16 protein-coding genes and 1 tRNA gene are annotated in these 18,820 nt (G+C 62.0%); 12 read left to right on the forward strand and 5 right to left on the reverse strand.

What is annotated here, in order from left to right; all coding sequences use genetic code 11:
* Positions 1–100 precede the first annotated feature (100 nt).
* The 6 genes from I1M21_RS01985 (at position 101) to I1M21_RS02010 (ending at position 6,540) form a co-directional block, all read left to right on the forward strand.
* Positions 101–1,672 carry an L-lactate permease gene (locus I1M21_RS01985; RefSeq protein WP_195192221.1) on the forward strand — a complete coding sequence of 524 codons (1,572 nt, stop codon included), beginning with the start codon at positions 101–103 and terminating at the stop codon, positions 1,670–1,672.
* A gap of 278 nt (positions 1,673–1,950) precedes the next feature.
* The gene (gene pckA / locus I1M21_RS01990) at positions 1,951–3,621 is read left to right on the forward strand and encodes a phosphoenolpyruvate carboxykinase (ATP) (protein WP_195192222.1); all 1,671 of its coding nucleotides are present in this window, start codon (positions 1,951–1,953) and stop codon (positions 3,619–3,621) included.
* A 206-nt stretch (positions 3,622–3,827) separates the two neighbouring features.
* Positions 3,828–4,547, forward strand: a complete 720-nt coding sequence (locus I1M21_RS01995; protein WP_195192223.1) for a B3/B4 domain-containing protein — start codon at positions 3,828–3,830, stop codon at positions 4,545–4,547.
* A gap of 168 nt (positions 4,548–4,715) precedes the next feature.
* Entirely contained in the window at positions 4,716–5,165 is a 450-nt protein-coding gene (locus tag I1M21_RS02000) for a MarR family winged helix-turn-helix transcriptional regulator (protein WP_117820503.1), read from the forward strand.
* A 119-nt stretch (positions 5,166–5,284) separates the two neighbouring features.
* Positions 5,285–6,139 carry a DegV family protein gene (locus I1M21_RS02005; protein WP_195192224.1) on the forward strand — a complete coding sequence of 285 codons (855 nt, stop codon included), beginning with the start codon at positions 5,285–5,287 and terminating at the stop codon, positions 6,137–6,139.
* An 80-nt stretch (positions 6,140–6,219) separates the two neighbouring features.
* Entirely contained in the window at positions 6,220–6,540 is a 321-nt protein-coding gene (locus I1M21_RS02010) for an MGMT family protein (RefSeq protein ID WP_195192225.1), read from the forward strand.
* A gap of 332 nt (positions 6,541–6,872) precedes the next feature.
* Here I1M21_RS02010 and trpS read toward each other — a convergent pair whose 3' ends face one another.
* Both trpS and I1M21_RS02020 read right to left on the reverse strand, forming a co-directional pair.
* Entirely contained in the window at positions 6,873–7,922 is a 1,050-nt protein-coding gene (gene trpS, locus I1M21_RS02015) for a tryptophan--tRNA ligase (protein WP_117716819.1), read from the reverse strand.
* 159 nt (positions 7,923–8,081) lie between these two features.
* Positions 8,082–9,281, reverse strand: coding sequence for an MraY family glycosyltransferase (locus I1M21_RS02020; protein WP_055310678.1), 1,200 nt, complete (start codon positions 9,279–9,281; stop codon positions 8,082–8,084).
* Between the two features lie 526 nt (positions 9,282–9,807).
* Between I1M21_RS02020 and I1M21_RS02025 the strand changes: the two genes are divergently transcribed.
* The 5 genes from I1M21_RS02025 (at position 9,808) to proB (ending at position 14,277) form a co-directional block, all read left to right on the forward strand.
* Positions 9,808–10,746: a radical SAM protein gene (locus I1M21_RS02025; RefSeq protein ID WP_138340622.1), complete on the forward strand. Its 939-nt coding sequence runs from the start codon at positions 9,808–9,810 to the stop codon at positions 10,744–10,746.
* A gap of 138 nt (positions 10,747–10,884) precedes the next feature.
* A tRNA-Ala gene (locus I1M21_RS02030) sits at positions 10,885–10,957 on the forward strand.
* A gap of 64 nt (positions 10,958–11,021) precedes the next feature.
* Positions 11,022–11,480, forward strand: a complete 459-nt coding sequence (locus I1M21_RS02035; protein WP_195192226.1) for a hypothetical protein — start codon at positions 11,022–11,024, stop codon at positions 11,478–11,480.
* 84 nt (positions 11,481–11,564) lie between these two features.
* The gene (locus I1M21_RS02040; RefSeq protein WP_195192227.1) at positions 11,565–13,070 is read left to right on the forward strand and encodes a nicotinate phosphoribosyltransferase; all 1,506 of its coding nucleotides are present in this window, start codon (positions 11,565–11,567) and stop codon (positions 13,068–13,070) included.
* Positions 13,071–13,149: 79 nt separating this feature from the next.
* Complete coding sequence (gene proB / locus I1M21_RS02045) at positions 13,150–14,277, forward strand: glutamate 5-kinase (protein ID WP_195192228.1); 1,128 nt, start codon at positions 13,150–13,152, stop codon at positions 14,275–14,277.
* Between the two features lie 314 nt (positions 14,278–14,591).
* Here the strand turns inward: proB and I1M21_RS02050 are convergent, their stop codons facing one another.
* The gene (locus I1M21_RS02050; protein WP_195192229.1) at positions 14,592–16,010 is read right to left on the reverse strand and encodes an alpha/beta fold hydrolase; all 1,419 of its coding nucleotides are present in this window, start codon (positions 16,008–16,010) and stop codon (positions 14,592–14,594) included.
* 112 nt (positions 16,011–16,122) lie between these two features.
* On the opposite strand from I1M21_RS02050, the gene I1M21_RS02055 reads away from it, so the two are divergent.
* On the forward strand, positions 16,123–17,409 hold the full coding sequence (locus tag I1M21_RS02055) for a glutamate-5-semialdehyde dehydrogenase (RefSeq protein ID WP_195192230.1): 1,287 nt from the start codon (positions 16,123–16,125) through the stop codon (positions 17,407–17,409).
* A 70-nt stretch (positions 17,410–17,479) separates the two neighbouring features.
* Here the strand turns inward: I1M21_RS02055 and I1M21_RS02060 are convergent, their stop codons facing one another.
* Positions 17,480–18,079: an HD domain-containing protein gene (locus tag I1M21_RS02060; RefSeq protein ID WP_195192231.1), complete on the reverse strand. Its 600-nt coding sequence runs from the start codon at positions 18,077–18,079 to the stop codon at positions 17,480–17,482.
* A 105-nt stretch (positions 18,080–18,184) separates the two neighbouring features.
* Positions 18,185–18,670, reverse strand: a complete 486-nt coding sequence (locus I1M21_RS02065) for a CarD family transcriptional regulator (RefSeq protein ID WP_195192232.1) — start codon at positions 18,668–18,670, stop codon at positions 18,185–18,187.
* Positions 18,671–18,820: the final 150 nt, after the last annotated feature.

Below are 18,820 nucleotides of genomic sequence, written 5' to 3' on the forward strand. Positions count from 1 at the left end.
ATTCGGCAGGCGGCAGCAATTTGTCGGTAAGCGTGCGGTATTCTGTTGAGGTTTTGTGACACCCCGATGCCGCCTTCGCGGTACCAAGGAGCTTTTACCCATGGACGTCGCCGCATTTTTGCTGGCTCTTGTGCCGATCATCTGGCTTGTCGTGATGCTGCTGTGCTTTAAATGGCCGGCCTGGAAAGCTGCCATCGGCTCGTTTGTTCTTTCGTGCGTGCTTGCCTTTGCGTGGTGGCACCTGTCGGTGGCGCAGATCGCCACGGCCTCGCTCGAGGGCTTTTTGATGGCCCTGTGGCCGATCGTGCTGGTGATTATCGCCGCGGTCTTTACGTATAACCTGTGCGTGCGGACGGGCGCCATGGACGTGATCGGCAGCATGATCACCTCCATCAGCAGCGACCGCCGTCTGCTGGCGCTGCTCGTGGCTTGGTGCTTCGGCGGCTTTATGGAGGGTATGGCCGGCTTTGGTACCGCCGTCGCCATCCCCGCCGGCATGCTCGCGGGCCTGGGCTTTGAGGCTGTCCCCGCCGTGCTCATCTGCCTGCTGGCCAACGGCGTGCCCACGCCCTACGGCTCCATCGGCATCCCGACGGTGTCCGTTGCCGATCTGGTGGGTCTGGATTCCCTGCACCTGGCGACCGTTCAGCTGGTGCAGCTCGCGCCGTTCTTTGTGGTGATGCCGCTGCTCATTGTGCTGGTCGCGGGTCGCGTGGCCGACGATCGGGGCAATGTTGCGAGCGTGGGCGAACGTCTGCATGGCGTGGCCGGTATCGCGCTGCTCTCTGGCGCGTCCTTTGTCGGCGCGGCCCTGGTTGTTGCCATGTTTGTTGGTCCCGAGCTTGCCGTGGTCGTGGGCTCTATCGTGTCGCTCGCACTGACCGCTGCGCTTGCCATGCGCGCCGAGAAGTCCGGCCACCTGGATGCGCGCTTCCATATGAATATCGAGGCCGGCGAGCAGCTTACCGTTAAGTCGGCGCTTTCTGCCTGGTCGTGCTTCATCCTGATCTTTGTGCTACTGCTGGGTACCTCCAACCTGGTGCCCGCCGTGCATGCCGCGCTCGCTCCGTTTGCGAGCCACGTGCAGGTGTATTGCGGCGAGAACCCCGGTACGCTTACGTTTTCGTGGATCAACACGCCGGGTGTTTGGATTTTCCTGGCTGCGTTTGTCGGTGGCGCGATTCAGGGTGCTTCGCCGCGCCTGATGGGCGAGGTGCTGGCCGCGACCGTCAAGCAGATGATGCCGACGGTGATCACCATGCTTTCGGTGTTGGGTTGCGCCAAGGTGATGGGCTATGCGGGCATGATTTCGTCTATCAGTGCGTTTTGCATCGCCGTCGCCGGTGGGCTGTACCCGATTCTGGCTCCGTGGATCGGTGCCGTCGGTGCGTTCGTTACCGGTTCGGGCACGTCTTCGGGCATGCTGTTTGGCCCCATCCAGAGCCAGGCCGCAACGGCGCTGGGCGTGAGCGACTACTGGATGGTCGCGCTGAACGCACTGGGCGTTGCTGCCGGTAAGATGATCTCGCCACAGACGCTCGCGATCGGTTTGGCTGCTGTCCACGTCCGCGGCAAGGATGCCGAGCTCTTGGGCGCCGTCCTGCCCTACGCCGCCGGCATGCTGGTCCTCATGAGCGCCATAGCCATGCTCGGCCAAGGCCTGCCGCTGTAGTCGGCACTTAGGGACGTTCCTTATGTGCCGGTACTTTGGGAACGTCCCTAAGCGCCGGCATCCGGGGGCACTCCATGGCTGTTGCCTGTTCAAGAGTGTCCCCAATGACTAGTCGTTTAAAAACGTCCCCAATGACTAGGCCGCTTGCCTGCGATTTTTGACCGTTGGGCGGGCTTGCCGCCCTTGCCGCAAAAACGTTTTTGCATATCGGGTACAACGGGCTTTACGTGAGTAAAGTGCGCGCCGCGTCCACGTGTCGCGTTTTTAAAGGAGGCCCCATGCCTGGTGTTACCCCTGCAGAAGTTTTGTCCAACTTTGGTATTACGCTGGTCGAAGATCCCGCCGAGAATCAGCCCCGTCTGCTGGTCGATCTACCCGCCGCGGAGCTCGTCGAGCACGCTATCCGCCGCGAAGAAGGCCGCATGGCATCCAACGGCGCGCTGGTGATCGAGACGGGGGAGCGTACCGGCCGTTCTCCCAACGATCGCTTTATCGTTGACACCCCCGATGTTCACGACAAGATTGCCTGGGGCGCGGTCAACCGCCCGCTGTCCGTCGAGAGCTATGAGGTCATCAAGGCCGGTATCGTCGACTATCTCAACGAGCGCGACGTGTTCGTCACCCGCGGCATGGCAGGTGCCGACCGCAACCACACGCGTCGACTGCTCGTTGCCTGCGAGCGTGCCAGCCAGGCACTCTTTATTAAGCAGATGCTCGCCCGTCCGCTCGCTCGCGAAATTGCGCGCACCGGCGAGCCGGACTTTTGCGTGCTCGCGGCACCCGGGTACCAGTGCGATCCCGCCATCAAGGGCCTCAACTCCAGCGCCGCCGTGGTCATCAACTTCCAGGAGCGCGTGATTCTGGTCGCCGGCACCGGTTACTCCGGCGAGATTAAAAAGTCGATCTTTAGCGTCATGAACTATCTGCTGCCCGTCGAGGACGACGTGCTGCCCATGCACTGCTCGGCCAGCATGGATCCCGTCACGCACGAGACCGCCGTGTTCTTTGGCCTGTCCGGCACCGGCAAGACCACGCTTTCGGCCAATCCCACGCGCCTGCTGATCGGCGATGACGAGCACGGTTGGTCCGACATGGGCATCTTCAACATCGAGGGTGGCTGCTACGCAAAATGCGAGGGCCTGGACGCCTTCCACGAGCCTGAGATCTTCAACGCTGTCCGCTTTGGCGCAATCTGCGAAAACGTGGTGCTCGACGAGAACCGCAAGCCCAACTACGATGACATCTCGATTACGCACAACACGCGCGTGGCCTATCCCGTGGAGCACATTCCCAACGCGTGGACCAAGGGCATGGGCACCACCCCGAGCGTCGTGCTGTTCCTGACTTGCGATGCCTTTGGCGTACTGCCGCCCATCTCGCGTCTGACGGCCGACGCCGCCATGTACCACTTTGTGACGGGCTTTACGGCTAAGATTCCCGGCACCGAGGTCGGCGTTACCGAGCCCACGCCCACGTTCTCTTCGCTGTTCGGCGAGCCGTTTATGCCGCTCGACCCCATGGTTTACGCCAAGATGCTCGGCGAGCGTATTGCCGACGGCCGCACACGCGTGTACCTGGTCAACACCGGCTGGATCGGCGGCGGCTACGGCGTGGGTCATCGCATCGAGCTGGCCTACACGCGCTCGCTGGTCGCGCGCGCCCTCGACGGCACCATCGAGGACAGCGAGTTCGTGCACGACGACATCTTTAACGTCGACATTCCCACGACGTGCCACGGTGTGCCCGATGGCATCCTGGTGCCGCGCCAGTACTGGCAGAGCACCGCGCGCTACGACGAGGCCGAGCACAACCTGGCGGTGATGTTCGAGGAGAACTTCGAGAAGAAGTACTCGCACCTGCCCGAGTCCGTCAAGGCCGCTGGCCCGCACGCCCAGGTGCCCGCCGAGGCCCGTCACCGCGGCCGCGGCCTGCTGGGACTTCGCCTGTAAAACCACCACAAAGGGGACACCTTTGTGGTGGTTTTGCTCGAGCGGTTGACTCGGGTTACAATACGCCTGACATATCGTCCCCTTCTCCGGATGGGGACAGCGCAAGCGCTCTTGTGGCGGCACCGTAGGACTTTGAAGGTGGCCGTTGTAAGGGCGCTTTTTGTTTAGGCGCCCTCACTCGGGCGCGCACAATGAAGGGAGAGCGTATGAAGAGCTTTATTGCCGAGGATTCATTCTGGGAGTTGTTTCCGCAGGCGGCGGTCGGTGTTGTGGTCGTGGAGGGCATGAAGCCCACGGCTCAGATTCCTCAAGAGGACGTGGATGCGATTGCGGCGTTGCTCGACCGCGCCAATATCGATGCGGAGCGTCATCTGACTAGCGATACCATCAGCGAGAACGCGCCGGTCAAGGCATGGCGCGAGGCCTATCGTCTGTTCAAGACCAAAAAGGGCGCGCGTTGCTCAATCGAGAACCTGCTCAAACGCGTGCTCAAAGGCAAGCCGGTGGGCCACATTACGCCCGCGGTGGACATCTACAACACGGTGTCGTTGACCTACGCGCTGCCCGTGGGAGGCGAGGATCTGCATGCAATCGAGGGAGACCTTCGCTTGAAGGTGACCGACGGTGGCGATGCGTTCTTGCCGCTTGGCGAGGAGGCGGACGATCCGACGCTGCCCGGCGAGCTCGCCTACATCGATGATGCGGGCGCTGTGTGCCGCTGCTGGAACTGGCGTGACGGCGTTCGCACGGCGCTGTCCGATGATTCGGCCGATGCGTTCCTGGCGATTGAGTGCGTAGAGCCCGAGCGCATGGGGGACTGCCAGGCCGCCATCGATCGCTTAGCCGAGCTGCTTGAGCGCTATTTGGGAGCGACGGTTGTCGTTAAGACGCTTGTGACCCGCGACAATCCCTGTGTGGAGCTGTAGCGGCGCCTAGAACCTATTGATGCCCAAAATCACCACAAAGGCACCTGTCCTTTGTGGTGATTTTTATGTTGATGGGTCAACAAATGAGGCACGCAGGGCCGGCGGTCGCTGGATACGGCTAAGATGTTTACCCGTTAGCATTATGCAAGCGAAAGGCGGTCGTCTCCCATGCAGCAGAGCGACGAGACACGTTTCGAGGACTTTGTCGGACTGATCAGCGGACTCTACAAGGAGATCCAGCGCATTAAGACGTCTGAGGGCGCAAGGCTGGGTCTCAAGGGCTCCGACGTTATGTGCCTGTACTATCTTGAGCGCAGCAAGGACGGCCTGACTGGCGCCGACCTCGCCCGCATGGCCGGCGTTACCCGTGCCGCCGTTTCGCGCACACTGGCACATCTGGAGGAGGGCGGCTACGTCGAGGTCGACGACTCGGGCGATGCTGCCGTCAAGTACCGCGCTCCGGTTCGCCTGACTGCCCTGGGCGGCGAGAGCATGAGCGAGGCCGATCGCATCATTCGCGAAGTGCTCGACACCACCGGCAAGGCCATGGGTGTGGAGCAGCGCGAGCAGATGTATGCGTCGCTGCGTACGATTCTCAACACCTTGCGCGAGATCTAAGGCTACCAAGGTATTTGCTTTCAATTAACAACTGCATAGTCCCGTTTGAGCGCGTATACCGTGCCGGGGCATTGCTGTCAAAATTCCCCGCGCGAGGTCCGCGCAAGAAAGGATTCGCTATGTCCATTCGTATTATTACCGATTCCGCGAGCGATATGACGCCGGCGGAGCACCCGGCACTGGCCGTTTTGCCGCTGTCCGTTACCTTTGGCACCGATGTGTACATGGATGGCATCGACATCGATCACCAGCGCTTTTACGAGATGCTCGTGGAGCGCGATGAGCTGCCCAAGACCGGCCAGGTCAACCCGTACGCGTTTTCGCAGGCGATTGCCGAGGCGCGTGAAGCCGGCGATGAGGCTGTGATTATTACCGTGGGCGCTAAGCTATCAGGCACCAATCAGAGTGCCCGTACCGCACTTGCCGAGGCGCCGGGCGGCGACGTGTACGTGGTAGACAGCAACAACGTCACCCTGGGTGAGCGCGTTCTGGTCGAGTATGCCCTGCGCCTGGTGGACGAGGGCCGTAGTGCGGCCCAGATCGCGGCGGCCGTCGAGGCCGTGCGCGACCGTGTGGTGGTTATCGGCCTGCTCGAGACGCTGGAGTATCTGGTGCGCGGCGGTCGTCTGTCTGCTGCGGCCGGCGCTGTGGGCACGCTGCTCAATGTGAAGCCCGTGGTGGCTGTCGAGCACGGTCTGATCGTGCAGCTGGGCAAGGCGCGCGGTTCCAAGAACGGCCGCAACCTGCTGAACCAAAAGGTCGAAAAGTCAGGCGGCATCGACTTTTCCATGCCGCTGGCGCTGGGCTATACGGGCCTTTCGGATGCGGTGCTCAAGAAGTATATCGAGGACAGCGCGGCACTGTGGGCTGGCCACACCGAGGGCGAACTGCCCGTTCACACCATTGGCGCCACCATCGGCACCCACGTAGGCCCCGGCGCCGTCGCCGTAGCCTTCTTCCAGCCCGCCAACTAACCGACCTGCCATAAACCACCACAAAGGGGACAGGCACCTTTGTGGTGGTTTATGCTTTTCCGGGTGGAAGGGAGCGAGCAATGGCGTCTGAGGGCTTTTTTGAACGGGTGTACGAGGTGGTCGAGCAGATCCCCGAGGGGATGGTCGCCACGTATGGTCAGGTGGCGCTGCTTGCCGGTCGTCCACGAAGTGCGCGGTACGTGGGGTATGCCCTGCATAGTAATCCGCGCCCTGGCCAAATTCCCTGTCATCGCGTGGTGTTTGCCGACGGCCGTATCTGTGAGGGCTTTGCCTTTGGTGGCCCCGATGCTCAACGTGAACTTCTGCTGGGGGAGGGCGTGGTGTTTGCCGATCCTATGCACGTCGACCTTGCTTCTTGCCGCTGGCCGGCGGGGCTTTAGCGGCCGGATCGCCAAAACCACCACAAAGGTGCCTGCCCCCTGCAGTGGTTTAGGTCTGTGAAGGTTTACCGGAGCTAACTTATGGAGAAGGTATGGCGGCGCATAATGACGCTAGAAAGTAAACCACGGTGAACTATATTGGTTTCAGCAACGGAGCAGGCAATAGGCGATGAAAAAGCCTGCCCTGTTGAGTTTGATTCGCATCCCTCCCCTCTGTGCGATTCAACGGTGTACTTCGGGAACAGGCCCGCTGGCAACTATCTGCCAGCGGGCCTGTTCCTGTTTCGGTGAGGATTCGGCCTCACCGTCTATGTTGTGCGAAGGCGCTTTGCCTAGTACACCATGCCCATGGCGTCCTGAACCTCTGCCAGGGTCTGCTCGGCGATCTCGTTGGCGCGACGGTTGCCCTCGTGCAGCACGTCCTTCACGTAATCCAGATCGTTCTCGTAGCGCTGACGACGCTCGCGGATAGGTGCGAAGTACTCGTTGACGGCCTCGGTCACGTACTTCTTGAGCTGGCCGGAGCCGCCCATGCCAATCTCCTCGGCAATTTCGACCTCGGAGCGACCGGTGCAGATGGCGGCCGTCGAAAGCAAACCGGACACGCCGGGGCGGTTCTCGGGATCGAACGTGATCATGCGCTCAGAGTCGGTCTGGCTCTTCTTGATGCGCTTGGCCGTCTCCTCAGCGGTCATCGAGATGTTGATGGCGTTGCCGTAGCTCTTGCTCATCTTGCGGCCGTCCAGGCCGGGCAGCAGCGGGGTCTCGGACAGCAGTGCATCGACCTCGGGGAACACCTTGCCGTAGCGGTTGTTAAAGCGGCGGGCGATGGTGCGGGTGAGCTCGATGTGCGGCAGCTGGTCGCGACCGACGGGCACCACATTGCCCTTGCAGAACAGGATGTCGCAGGCCTGATGCACCGGGTAGGTGAGCAGAAGGCCGGTAAGCTCATGGCCCGAGGCCTCCATCTCGGCCTTGACCGTGGGGTTGCGCGCCAGCTCGGCCTCGGACACCAGCGACAGGAACGGCAGCATGAGCTGGTTGGCGGCAGGCACGGCGGAGTGCGCGTAGATCATGGTCTTGTCGGGGTCGATACCGCAGGCAAGGTAGTCCATGACCATGTTGTACACGTTGTCCTGGATGTGCTCGGTCGTGTCGCGGTCAGTGATGACCTGGTAGTCGGCGATGAGCACGTTGGTCTTGGCGCCCATGTTCTGCAGCTCAACACGGCCCTTGAGGGTACCGAAGTAGTGGCCCAGGTGCAAACGGCCGGTGGGGCGGTCGCCGGTGAGCATGGTGAACTTCTCGGGCGTTTTGGTCAGGCCCTCGCGAATGGCGTTGCTCTTTTGCAGCGCGACTTCGTAGCTGTTCTCGTTTGGCATGATTGCTCCTAACGTATGTTCATGGGTCAAGATGATAACGCGTTTATTGGAGGGGCGGTGCGTAAGTAGGCGAGGGGCGGGAGAGGGGTGGCTTGTGCGATGGGCGCGGCGCGCCCGCGCTTGGCCAACGGTGCCTTGGCACATCCTCGGCAGCTTGCCCTAGAGCTTGTGGTGGCGCTCTTCTTTGCGCTCCTCGGCAGCCTGCTCCTCCTGCTTAAAGGCGGGGTCGTCGGGGGTGACGAGCTCGTCCTCGTGCGTGCGCTTGTTGTAATGGTGGCGCAGCACGGGCTCAAACAGATGTAGATGCTTGGCAAAGGCCGCCGAGCCAATGGCGAGCACGGTAAAGATGAGCACACGCATGGGCACCTCGACCTGGTTGATCGCGGCGGCACCGGCCGAAAGCATGATGCACCAGGCGTAGATGAGCAGCACGGCTTGCTTTTGGTTGTAGCCCTCTTGGATCAGGCGGTGGTGGATGTGGCCCTTGTCGGCCTGCCCGATGCTAATGTGGGCGCGCTTGCGGCGCACGATGGCGCTAAACGTGTCGATGATGGGCACGCCGGCAACGATGAGCGGGATGATGAGCGAGGTGAGTGCGGCGGTGCGGCTCACGTTGAGCAGCGAGATGGAGCCCAGCGCAAAGCCCAGAAGTAGCGACCCCGAGTCGCCCAAGAAGATGCTTGCGGGGTTGAAGTTGTAGCGCAAAAAGGCCAGACAGGCGCCAAAGAGCGCAATGGAGAGCGCGGCGGCGTCGATGCGGCCCGAGAGAACGGCCATCGAAAACATGGTGAACGACGCGATGCCGCAGATGCCCGTGGCCAAGCCGTCGAGGCCGTCGATGAGGTTAATGATGTTGGTGAATGCTACCAGATAGATCACGGTAATGGGATAGGCGAGCCATCCGAGCATGATCTCGCCGGGAGCAAACGGGTTGACGATGACGCCGATTTTTAGGCCGCCCATGCAGGCGATAAGCGCGGCGAGGACCTGTCCGGCCAGCTTTTGCTTGGGCGTGAGCTGGAAGACGTCGTCGATAGCGCCGGTCGCAAAGATGACGGTAAAGGAGAGCGCCAGCATGGGATAGCTAATGTGAAGGCGCGGGTGCGGCACCAGGACGGGTGGCCAGCCTAGGTACCAGGTGCCTAGGATTTGCACAATGCAGGCAACGACCAGGCCCAAAAACACCGCCGTTCCGCCCAAACGCGGGATGGGCTTGGTGTTGATGCGGCGCTTAGAAGGATAGTCGACGGCATCGAGCTTAATTGCCAAGCGCTTGACCAGGGGCACCGCGAGGAAGGTCGTGATAAAAGCCGCCGCTGCCACGCATAGGTACGGTATGTAGCTCGGGGATGAAGCCATGAATCTAAAAACCGCCAAGCGTCGAAGGAAAAGGTCAGAAGAACGCCATGCGCAAAGGGCATAGCTGTCCCATGATACTCGACCAAGGGGGGTGCATGTAATTGCACGCAGCGATAATCACGCGCTTACCAGATATTGGGATGTTGTCGATGGCTTGTCGGGATGCCGACGGGGATCCATATGGACTGTAATGGTGTTTTTCGGCAAAAGAAAACCACCCCCCACGTTACGAAAATGAACCCACCTAAAACAGGTGGGTGCCCTCATCGACTGTTCCAGCGTCCTTAACAACGAAGGATACCTGTACTAGGCACGACTGTGTGGGCTCCCTAAATAAACGCGACGGTTCACCCAGTTGCTCCGCGGGGGGCGGAATACCTACATCATAAAGCGGCACTTTGTGGATTCCAGTCTTGACATTACAAAAATCGTGTCGGACGATTACGGCGCCTTAGGGACGGAGCCGTCTACGTGGCCTGGCCCTTTACGTTTGAGCTGCTGAATCGTTGTTTTGGAGCATGTTTTTATGCCGACGTCGTTGACCGAACTTTTTTCGCCCGCCTGCCATTTGTGTCCGCGCCGTTGCGGTGCGGCGCGCGATGAGGGCGCGCGCGGCGTATGCGGTGCCAACGACACGCTCAGGGTGGCCCGCGCGGCGCTTCATATGTGGGAGGAGCCGCCTATCTCGGGCGAGGCCGGTTCGGGCACGATCTTCTTTAGCGGTTGCTCGCTTAAATGTATCTACTGCCAGAACCACGAGATCTCGACCGGCAATTTTGGCCTTGAGATTTCGCCTGAGCGCTTGGTCGAGATTATGCTGGAACTGCAGGACCAGGGTGCCAACAACATCAATTTGGTGACGGCGACGCACTATGCGCACCTGTTGCCTGCCGCGATTGCCGCGGCGCGGGCGCGCGGGCTGGTCATCCCGATCGTCTACAACACGAGTGGTTACGAGCGTGCGAGTGCCGTGGCGGCGCTGGGCGACCTGGTCGATGTGTGGCTCACCGACTTTAAATATGCCGATGCCGGGCTTGCGCAGTCGCTTTCTCATATTAAGGACTACCCGCGCGTGGCCGTGTCGGGTCTGGCCCAGATGGCGCGCGAGATCGATCGCCGCGGGGGAGAGTTGGTGGACGAGGACGGGCTTATGAAGCGCGGTATGATCGTGCGCCACCTGGTGCTTCCGGGGCATGCGGACGATTCGTGTCGCGTACTGGACCTAGTGTGGCAGACGGTGGGCGATGTGCCGATCTCGGTCATGAACCAATACACGCCCAATGCCCTCATGCGCGAACAAGGCGGCGATCTGGCGCGCGCCGTGACGCGCGAGGAGTACGAGCAGGTGCTCGACCATGCCGACGACCTGGGCTTTACGACGATGTTCTGGCAAGAGGGCGGAGCGGTAGACGAGAGCTTCACCCCGGCGTTCGACACCACCGGTGTCCTCACCAGCGCAAAGTAGCGCGTTCGCCGATGATTTTTCTGGGACGGGGATTAAAAAATCATCGGGCGAATGGTAGTCAAAAAAGCTCCGCTCCAAAAAGACTGGTTATTGGGCGTTGACAGTTGGCGAGCCGTAGGTAAAATATCGACTTGTCCTGGGGACGTAGCTCAGTTGGGAGAGCGCTGCCGTCGCATGGCAGAGGCCGAGGGTTCGACTCCCTTCGTCTCCACCCTTGGATTTGATAAGCCGCTGACATTGTGTCGGCGGCTTTTTTTAAAAGAAAGGGCTGAACCATGGCCGAGCTTGAGTCCCAACCATTGTCCGACGAGGAGCGCGCTGAGTTGGAAGAGCTCCGCGCTGAGAAGGCCCGCCGCGAGGCTCGGGAAGAGGCCCGTCGCGAGCGTGAGGAGCTGGCTGCCCTGCGTGCCGAGCGTGCGAAGGCCGAGGAGGTCGCCGCGAACGCCGCATCCGAGCGCAAGCCCGCGCCTGCGCCCGAGCCCGCCGCTGCGATGCCTGCGCCTGCCGCGCCCAAGCCTCAGCCTAAGAAAGCCGCCCGCACCAAGCCCGCCGAGCCCACGCCGAGCCGTGACGAGATGACCTTTGCCCAGCGCATGGTTACCTCCAAGGAACCTACGGGCGAGAACGAGATCCCTGGCATGGCGCCGGCTCAAAAAATCATCATTGTCCTTGCCCTCATCGCGTTTGTCATCTTTATGGGCTACACGATCCTGACCAGCATGGGCCTGCTCTAACCGATTTGCATCGGGCGTCATGTCCGAACACTCTGCCCTTGTCCAACCCTCAAATTCTGTACCACACATCCGAAAGGTCGCCCCATGGCTTTGACCGACATCTCGCATCCCACTGACATCGCAATGCTCACCGATCTGTACGAGCTCACCATGGCCCAAGGCCTGTGGGAGAGCGGTAAGGCCAACGAGCAGGGGTGTTTCACCGCGTTTTACCGTGACCATCCCTTCGGCAGTGCATATGCCGTTATGTGCGGTACCGCCGAGCTGCCCGAGCTCGTCGAGAACCTACGCTTTACGCCCGAGGATATCGACTACCTCGCGTCGCTCCAGGCTCCCGCCGGCGGCGCGATGTTCAAGCCTGCATTCCTCGACTACCTGCGTAACTTCCGCGCGCACGTAAATATCGACGCCGTGCCCGAGGGCGAGCTCGTCTTTCCGCGTGAGCCCATGGTGCGCGTCACGGGCCCCGCGCTGGAGTGCCAACTGCTCGAGACCGCGTTGCTCAACATCGTGGGCTTCCAGACGCTTGTCGCCACCAAGACGGCGCGCGTGGTGCTGGCGGCGGACGGTCGTCCCGTGGCTGAGTTCGGCCTGCGCCGCGCCCAGGGTCCCGACGGCGGCTTGGCCGTGGCTCGCGCAAGCTACGTTGCCGGCTGCTCGTCCACGTCCAACGTGCTGGCCGGGCGCCGTTACGGCATTCCCGTGTTTGGCACGCATGCGCACAGCTGGGTGATGAGCTTTGATTCCGAGCTCGAGGCCTTCCGCGCCTTTGCCAAGTCGAGCCCCAAGAACTGCACGCTGCTCATCGACACGTACGACGTGCGCGAGGGCTGCGAGCATGCCATTACGGTCGCCAAGGAGATGGAGGCGGCGGGCGAGCGTCTGTCGGCCATCCGTATCGACTCCGGCGACCTGGCCAAGCTGTCCAAGTACGTGCGCGGGCGTTTTGACGCCGAGGGCCTGCCCTATGTGGGCATCTCGGTCTCCAACGATCTGGACGAGTACACGATTCAGTCGCTGCTCGACCAGGGCGCTCCCATCGACAGTTTTGGCGTGGGTACCAAGCTCGCGACCTGCTACGATCAGCCGGCGCTGGGCGGCGTGTACAAGCTTTCGGCCCGCCGTGCGGCAGACGCCGATGCCTGGACACCGGTGGTGAAGCTCTCCGAACAGCCGTATAAGCGCACGATTCCGGGCGTGCAACGCGTGCGCCGTTACTATGACGGCTTTGGCGGCCCGATCTGCGACATGATTTATGACGAGGACCATCTGGCGGGGGAGGGCGCCTCGCGCGGCAATACCCTGGTGGCCGTGAACGATGCGGCGCTGGTGACCGATGTTTCCGAGCTTGAGTATCGTGAACTGCTGGTGCCGATTGTGCGCGACGGCAGCGCGGTAGCCCCGCGCGAGAGCATCGAGGATGCGCGCGACCGCTGCACTTGGGCGCTCGACCACCTGGACCCGGTCTACAAGCGTTTCCTGTATCCGCAGACCTACGTGGTAGGTATGGAGCAGGGCCTGGCCCAGGTGCGCGACGACCTCGTGCGCAAGAACATGGCCGCGGCCTCTGCCTTCCCCTGGGCTCACTAATTTCCTTGGCAGAAGGGGCGGATCACATCCCCTCGGCAGCCAGCTCGCCCGCTCGCTGAACAGTCGATTGGTTTGACGTATGACGACTTCTTATAAGACGATGGTGGTAAAGATCGGTTCGTCCACGGTGGTGGGCGCCGACGGCAAGGTCAACCGTGCCTTTATCGGCGGCCTGGCCGATCAGGCCGCGTCCCTGCGTAAGCTTGGCTGGCGCCTGGTCGTGGTGAGCTCCGGCGCCATTGCGTGCGGCTATCCCGTGCTGGGCTTTGACCGCAAGCCGGTCGGCGACCTGCCGAGTCTGCAGGCCTGCGCCTCGGCCGGCCAGTGCATTATCTCGTCTGCCTATGACGAGGAGTTTCATGCGCGCGACCTGCTCACCTCGCTCGTGCTGCTTACGCGTCACGACACGGCGCGCCGCACGTCCTACCTGCACGCGCGCGACGCCCTGCTGCGCCTGGTGGAGCTGGGCGTGGTACCGGTTGTCAACGAGAACGATACCGTTACCGTCGATGAGATCAAGTTTGGTGACAACGACACGCTGGCGGCGCTTGTGAGCTGCCTGGTTTCTGCCGATCTGTGTGTGACGCTCTCGGACATCGATGGCCTCTATACCGCCAATCCGCACGAGGACCCCACGGCCGAGTTCGTCCCGGTCGTGCATAAGATCGATGCCAAGATTATCGCCTCGGCGGGCGATTCTTCGACCTCGGTGGGCACGGGCGGCATGATCACCAAGATTCGCGCGAGCCGCATTCTCATGACCGCGGGCATTCAGAGCGTGATTTGCTCGGGCGAGGAGCCCGATGCGCTCGTGCGCCTCGCCCGCGGCGAGAGCGTGGGCACGCTGTTCGATCCGCCGGCGGAGCGTCTGGACATCGCACCCCGCAAGCTGTGGATCGCGCTGGGCGACAAGGCGCATGGCTCGGTGACGGTCGATGATGGTGCTGCGAAGGCGCTGGTCAGCCGTGGCTCTTCTCTGCTTGCGGTGGGTATTCGCGAGGTTGATGGCCAGTTTGCCGAGGGCGATGTGCTCGATGTGTGCGATCCGAGCGGTATGGTCGTCGCCCGCGGTATCGCCGAGGCCGATTCGGACGTGCTGGAGCTTGCTGCCGGTCGCCGCCAGGACCAGATCGCCGGCAACCGCCTGCTGGCAGACCTGGCCGAGAAGCCCGCGATCCATCGAGACAACTTGATTGTATTTGCTTAGGCCTCGACGCCGGGCGCCTTCGATCTGCAAGGCACGTGGGGCGAAATTACCAGGGTAACTTTGCCCCGCCGCGCTTATGTCCGAGCTGGTCGCCACGAAAACGGCCCATCTACTACGTTTAATAGGCTATCGGTGACCATGCCAAGAATTGCAAAAAGAAAACCGCAGGTAGAACGCCTGCGGTTTTCTTTATTTATGGCATCTGGTTGGGCCATGCGGGTGAAACGTAGTAGATGGGCCGCTTTCGTGGCGAAGGACATCATCCGACACTTGGGGACGTTCCTATTGTGCCGGCAGTTGGGGACACTCCTTTGCTAGAAGATTCGGCGCAGGTCTCCGCGGTTGAGGGCTTCGTCGAAGAGGTGCTTGAACACCACGCTGCCGTGCAGGCCGTCGTGCTCGAACTCGTTGGTCACCCAGGCGTGCGAGTTGTCCACGCGGCCGAGCGTGTCGAGCTGCAGGTCCGAATCCACGTACATGTCGTCGAAATACACCGCGGCCTGAAGCGGCACTTCGTTGCAGGCCAGGCGCTGCGGGTCGTAAATCTTGTCCCAGCTGGTGTCTTCCATCAGCAGGTCCATGGCGGGCTTAAACGGCATAAGCTCGGGCATCTGCTCAAACATCCACGGGAACATGGCCTCGCCGGTAAACATGAGCGGGCGCGCGAGCGTGTCGAACTCGGCGCGATGGGCCTTCTCCTCTGCTGCGGCCCAGCGAATGGGCATGGTGTCGCCGTCGGCGTAGATGAACTCCTGCAGTGTCCAGTACAGCGGGTTTGTACGCGTGTTGGTGCGCTCGAAGGCGCGCATCAAAAAGCTGTCAGATACCGAGGCGTTGCAGGTCAGCGTGCCGTCGCCATCAACAAAAGCGTGATCGATAATCCAATGCATGCGTTCAAAGCTCGGCTTCATGCCAAAGTCGCTGCCCATGAGCTGTAGGCGCTCGACCGTCATAGGCGAGCCGTCGGGCAGCACGGGCTTCTGTGCCTCGAGCGCATCGGCCAGGGCTGCCACGCGCTCGACGTCGGCGGGGTAGCGGTCGTAATACTGCTGCGTCTTGGCGGCCATGCGCGGGAAGGTGTGCGCGTAGACCTCGCTGGCGCTCGCCGGCACGTGGGGGATGCCGCCGCAGGTAAAGCTCGCCGCCACGCCCTCGGGGAAGAGCGATAGATAGCTCAGCGTCAAAAAGCCGCCGTAGCTCTGGCCGAGCGTGACCCACGGCTTGCCGCCAAAGCCCACTAGGCGCAGGTACTCAAAATCGCGCACGATGGAGCTGGCGAGGTGGCGCTTGAGGAAGTCAGCCTGCGAGCGTGCGGCATCGGAGCCGGCCGCCGTCGCGCGCTCGCCCAGTGCGGCAATCGTGCGCCCGTCCACGCAGCTACTGCGTCCGGTGCCGCGCTGGTCGGGAAGGACCACGCGGAAGTGCTTGACGGCCTCCTCGATCCAGCCGTCGCTTGTGGGCGACAGCGGACGCGGGCTCTCGCCGCCGGGGCCGCCCTGCAAAAACAGAAGCAGCGGCAGATCGTCGTTGATGCGGTCGGGCGCGCAAACCACGCGGTAGAAGAGCTTGATGCTCTCGGGCGCGCCGGCGATGGGTGCCGGCATAGCGCCGCGGCGCATGGTGCTGCCGACGGCCAGGAGCATCGGCTCCAGGCCGCGCCAGTCAAGGGGGACGTCGATGCTGTGGTCCTCGACGTAAAGGCCGGGGACGTGGTACGAAGTGATGAGGGCCATGTGAGTCTTCCGTTCGTTGCGGTGTTTCGGGTTGACCAATTCTACCGCCGCGGGCGAGGCCATGCGCAAATCGGCTACCATGGTTGCAAACTTCTAGGAGAAAGGGCCGCCCATGTCGGTCGATATAGCCACGTATGTCCACGATCTTGCCGTTGCCGCCAAGGCAGCGTCGGCCTCGCTTGCCACGGCGAGCAACGAGCAGCGTCAGGAGGCCGTGCGCGCCATGGCCGCAGCACTGCGCAACGGTGTCGACTCCATCGTCGCCGCCAACGAGCTCGATATGTCCGCCGCGCGCGATGCGGGCACCTCGGCCGGACTGCTCGATCGCCTGCTGCTGACGCCCGAGCGCGTCGAGGGCATGGCCGCCGGCCTGGAAAAGCTCGCCGAGCTGCCCGATCCCGTGGGCCGCGTGCTCGACCACCGCGTGCTTGCAAGTGGCGTGGACCTGACCCGTGTGAGTGTTCCGCTGGGCCTGGTCGCTATGGTCTACGAGGCGCGCCCCAACGTGACGGCCGACGCCGCAGGCATCTGCATCCGTACCGGCAACGCCTGCATTCTGCGCGGCGGCTCGCTGGCCTATCACTCGTGTGCCATGATCGCCGAGCTGCTGGCCGATGCGCTCGAGGCCAAGGGCTTCCCGCGCGAGGCCGTGTCGATGATTGAGTCCACCGACCGCGAGGCCACTGGCGAGCTCATGAAGCTCCGCGGTATTGTCGACGTGCTCATTCCGCGCGGCGGTGCAGGCCTGATCCAGCGCTGCGTGCGCGAGTCGCTCGTGCCGGTGATCGAGACGGGTACGGGCAACTGCCACATCTACGTGCATGAATCCGCCGACTTTGATAAGGCACTCAACATTATCGTTAATGCCAAGACCCAGCGCGTAGGCGTGTGCAATGCCGCCGAGTCGCTGCTGGTCGACCGTGCTGTGGCCGATGCGTTTTTGCCCGCAGTCGTGGCCGTGCTGCATGACCACGGCGTGCTCATTCACGGCGACGAGGCAACCTGCGCCGCATGCGCCGATGCCGGGCTTGCCGAGGGTGATGACTACGTCGCCGCGACTGAGGAGGACTGGGGTCGCGAGTACCTGGCGCTCGAGATGAGCGTGAAGGTCGTGGCAAGCGAGGACGAGGCCATCGCACACATCAACCGCTACGGCACGATGCACTCCGAGGCCATCGTTGCCGAGGACACGGATGCTTGCGAGCGCTTCCTGGATGCGGTCGATGCCTCGGCCGTGTACGCCAACGCCAGCACGCGCTTCACCGACGGCGGCGAGTTTGGCCTGGGCGCCGAGATCGGCATCTCGACCCAAAAGCTCCACGCCCGCGGCCCCTTCGCCGCCGAGGCCCTCACCACTTACAAATACAAGCTCCGAGGCACCGGCCAGGTCCGCCCCTAACGCCCGCGCAAACAAAAACCACCACAAAGGTGCCTGTCCCCTTTGTGGTGGTTTTAGGTGGCGTGGGCGGTTAGGCCTGGAAGGTATCGCGGTCGGGGGCGAAGGACTGCATGGCCGCGATGGTGCGGTCAAAGAGCTCGGGGAGCTCCCAGCCCAACATCTCGGCGCCCTGCGAAATCACGTCGCGCGAGCAGCCGGCGGCAAAGCGCTTGTCCTTGAACTTTTTCTTGAGCGACTTGGTCGTAAAGTCCATAACGCTCTTGCTCGGGCGCATGATGACGGCGGCGCCGATCAGACCGGTGAGTTCGTCGCAGGCAAACAGGATTTTTTCCATCTGCAGTTCGGGCTTGGGCAGCGAGGCGTTAAAGTCCGATGTGTGCGTCTGGATGGCACGGATGAGCTCGGGCGATGCGCCCTCGCCCTCGAGAATCTCGGCTGCATAGATGGTGTGGTTCGTGGGGTCGTCCTCATGCTCCTCCCAATCCAGGTCGTGCAGCAAGCCGACGATGCCCCAGAAATCCTCGTTCTCGGGGTCGAACTCGCGTGCAAAGTAGCGCATGGTGCCCTCGACGGTCTCGCCGTGCGTGATGTGAAACGGGTCCTTGTTGTGCTCGTTGAGCAGTTCGAACGCGCGGTCACGGGTGATTCCGGCGTTAAGCAGCTCTGCCATATAAGACTCCTTGTGCTCGTGGGTATCGCTAGAAATGAATACTACTAGAACGAGAAAACCACCACAAAGGCGTCTGTCTCCTTTGTGGTGGTTTTGGCGGGCGAATTAGTTGAGGGCGGCTTGGGCTAGGCGGGCTTCGGCGTCTTCTTCGGTGATGCCCAGGGCCACGGCGAACTCCTCTATCGAGCGGCGCTTGGCCTCCTTGAGCACGCGCATGTAGTAGGAGCTGGGCTTTTTATCGGCTTCCTCGGCCTGGCGGATGCGATGCATCATGGTCTTTGCCACGCGGACCGTCTCGGGTGCACCCAGCTTGAGCTGCTGCTTAAAGTGCGTTTCCTCCAGCGAGCTATTGCGCTCGGTAAAGGTGTCACACTCCAGCTCGTCGTAGTGGCTCAGCAGGTGCTCGGCATCTTGCTGAGAGATGGCGGCGTGCAAACGGTCGGCCTGCGCCACGGGGTACATGAGGATCGTCTGCGCATGTCCCTGCTTGGTCTCGAGCAACAGCATGGGCTGCGGTGTGTCGTCCCTAAAACCGACGACGGTGCAGACTCCCTGACCCGGATGAATGACGTGTTGACCGATTGAGAACATGCTACCTCCAACTTATACGAATTTACGTATGTCTAGAATAACACGCTGACGTGCGCAAACCCTTACTTTATGCAGGAAAAGCACACAACTCTGATAGGTAAGAGTATTCGATAACAGGCGCAGCTCATTCACACCTTTATACATTTTCAA

The sequence above is a fragment of the Collinsella aerofaciens genome, from assembly GCF_015546965.1.
GTDB lineage: Bacteria > Actinomycetota > Coriobacteriia > Coriobacteriales > Coriobacteriaceae > Collinsella > Collinsella aerofaciens_X.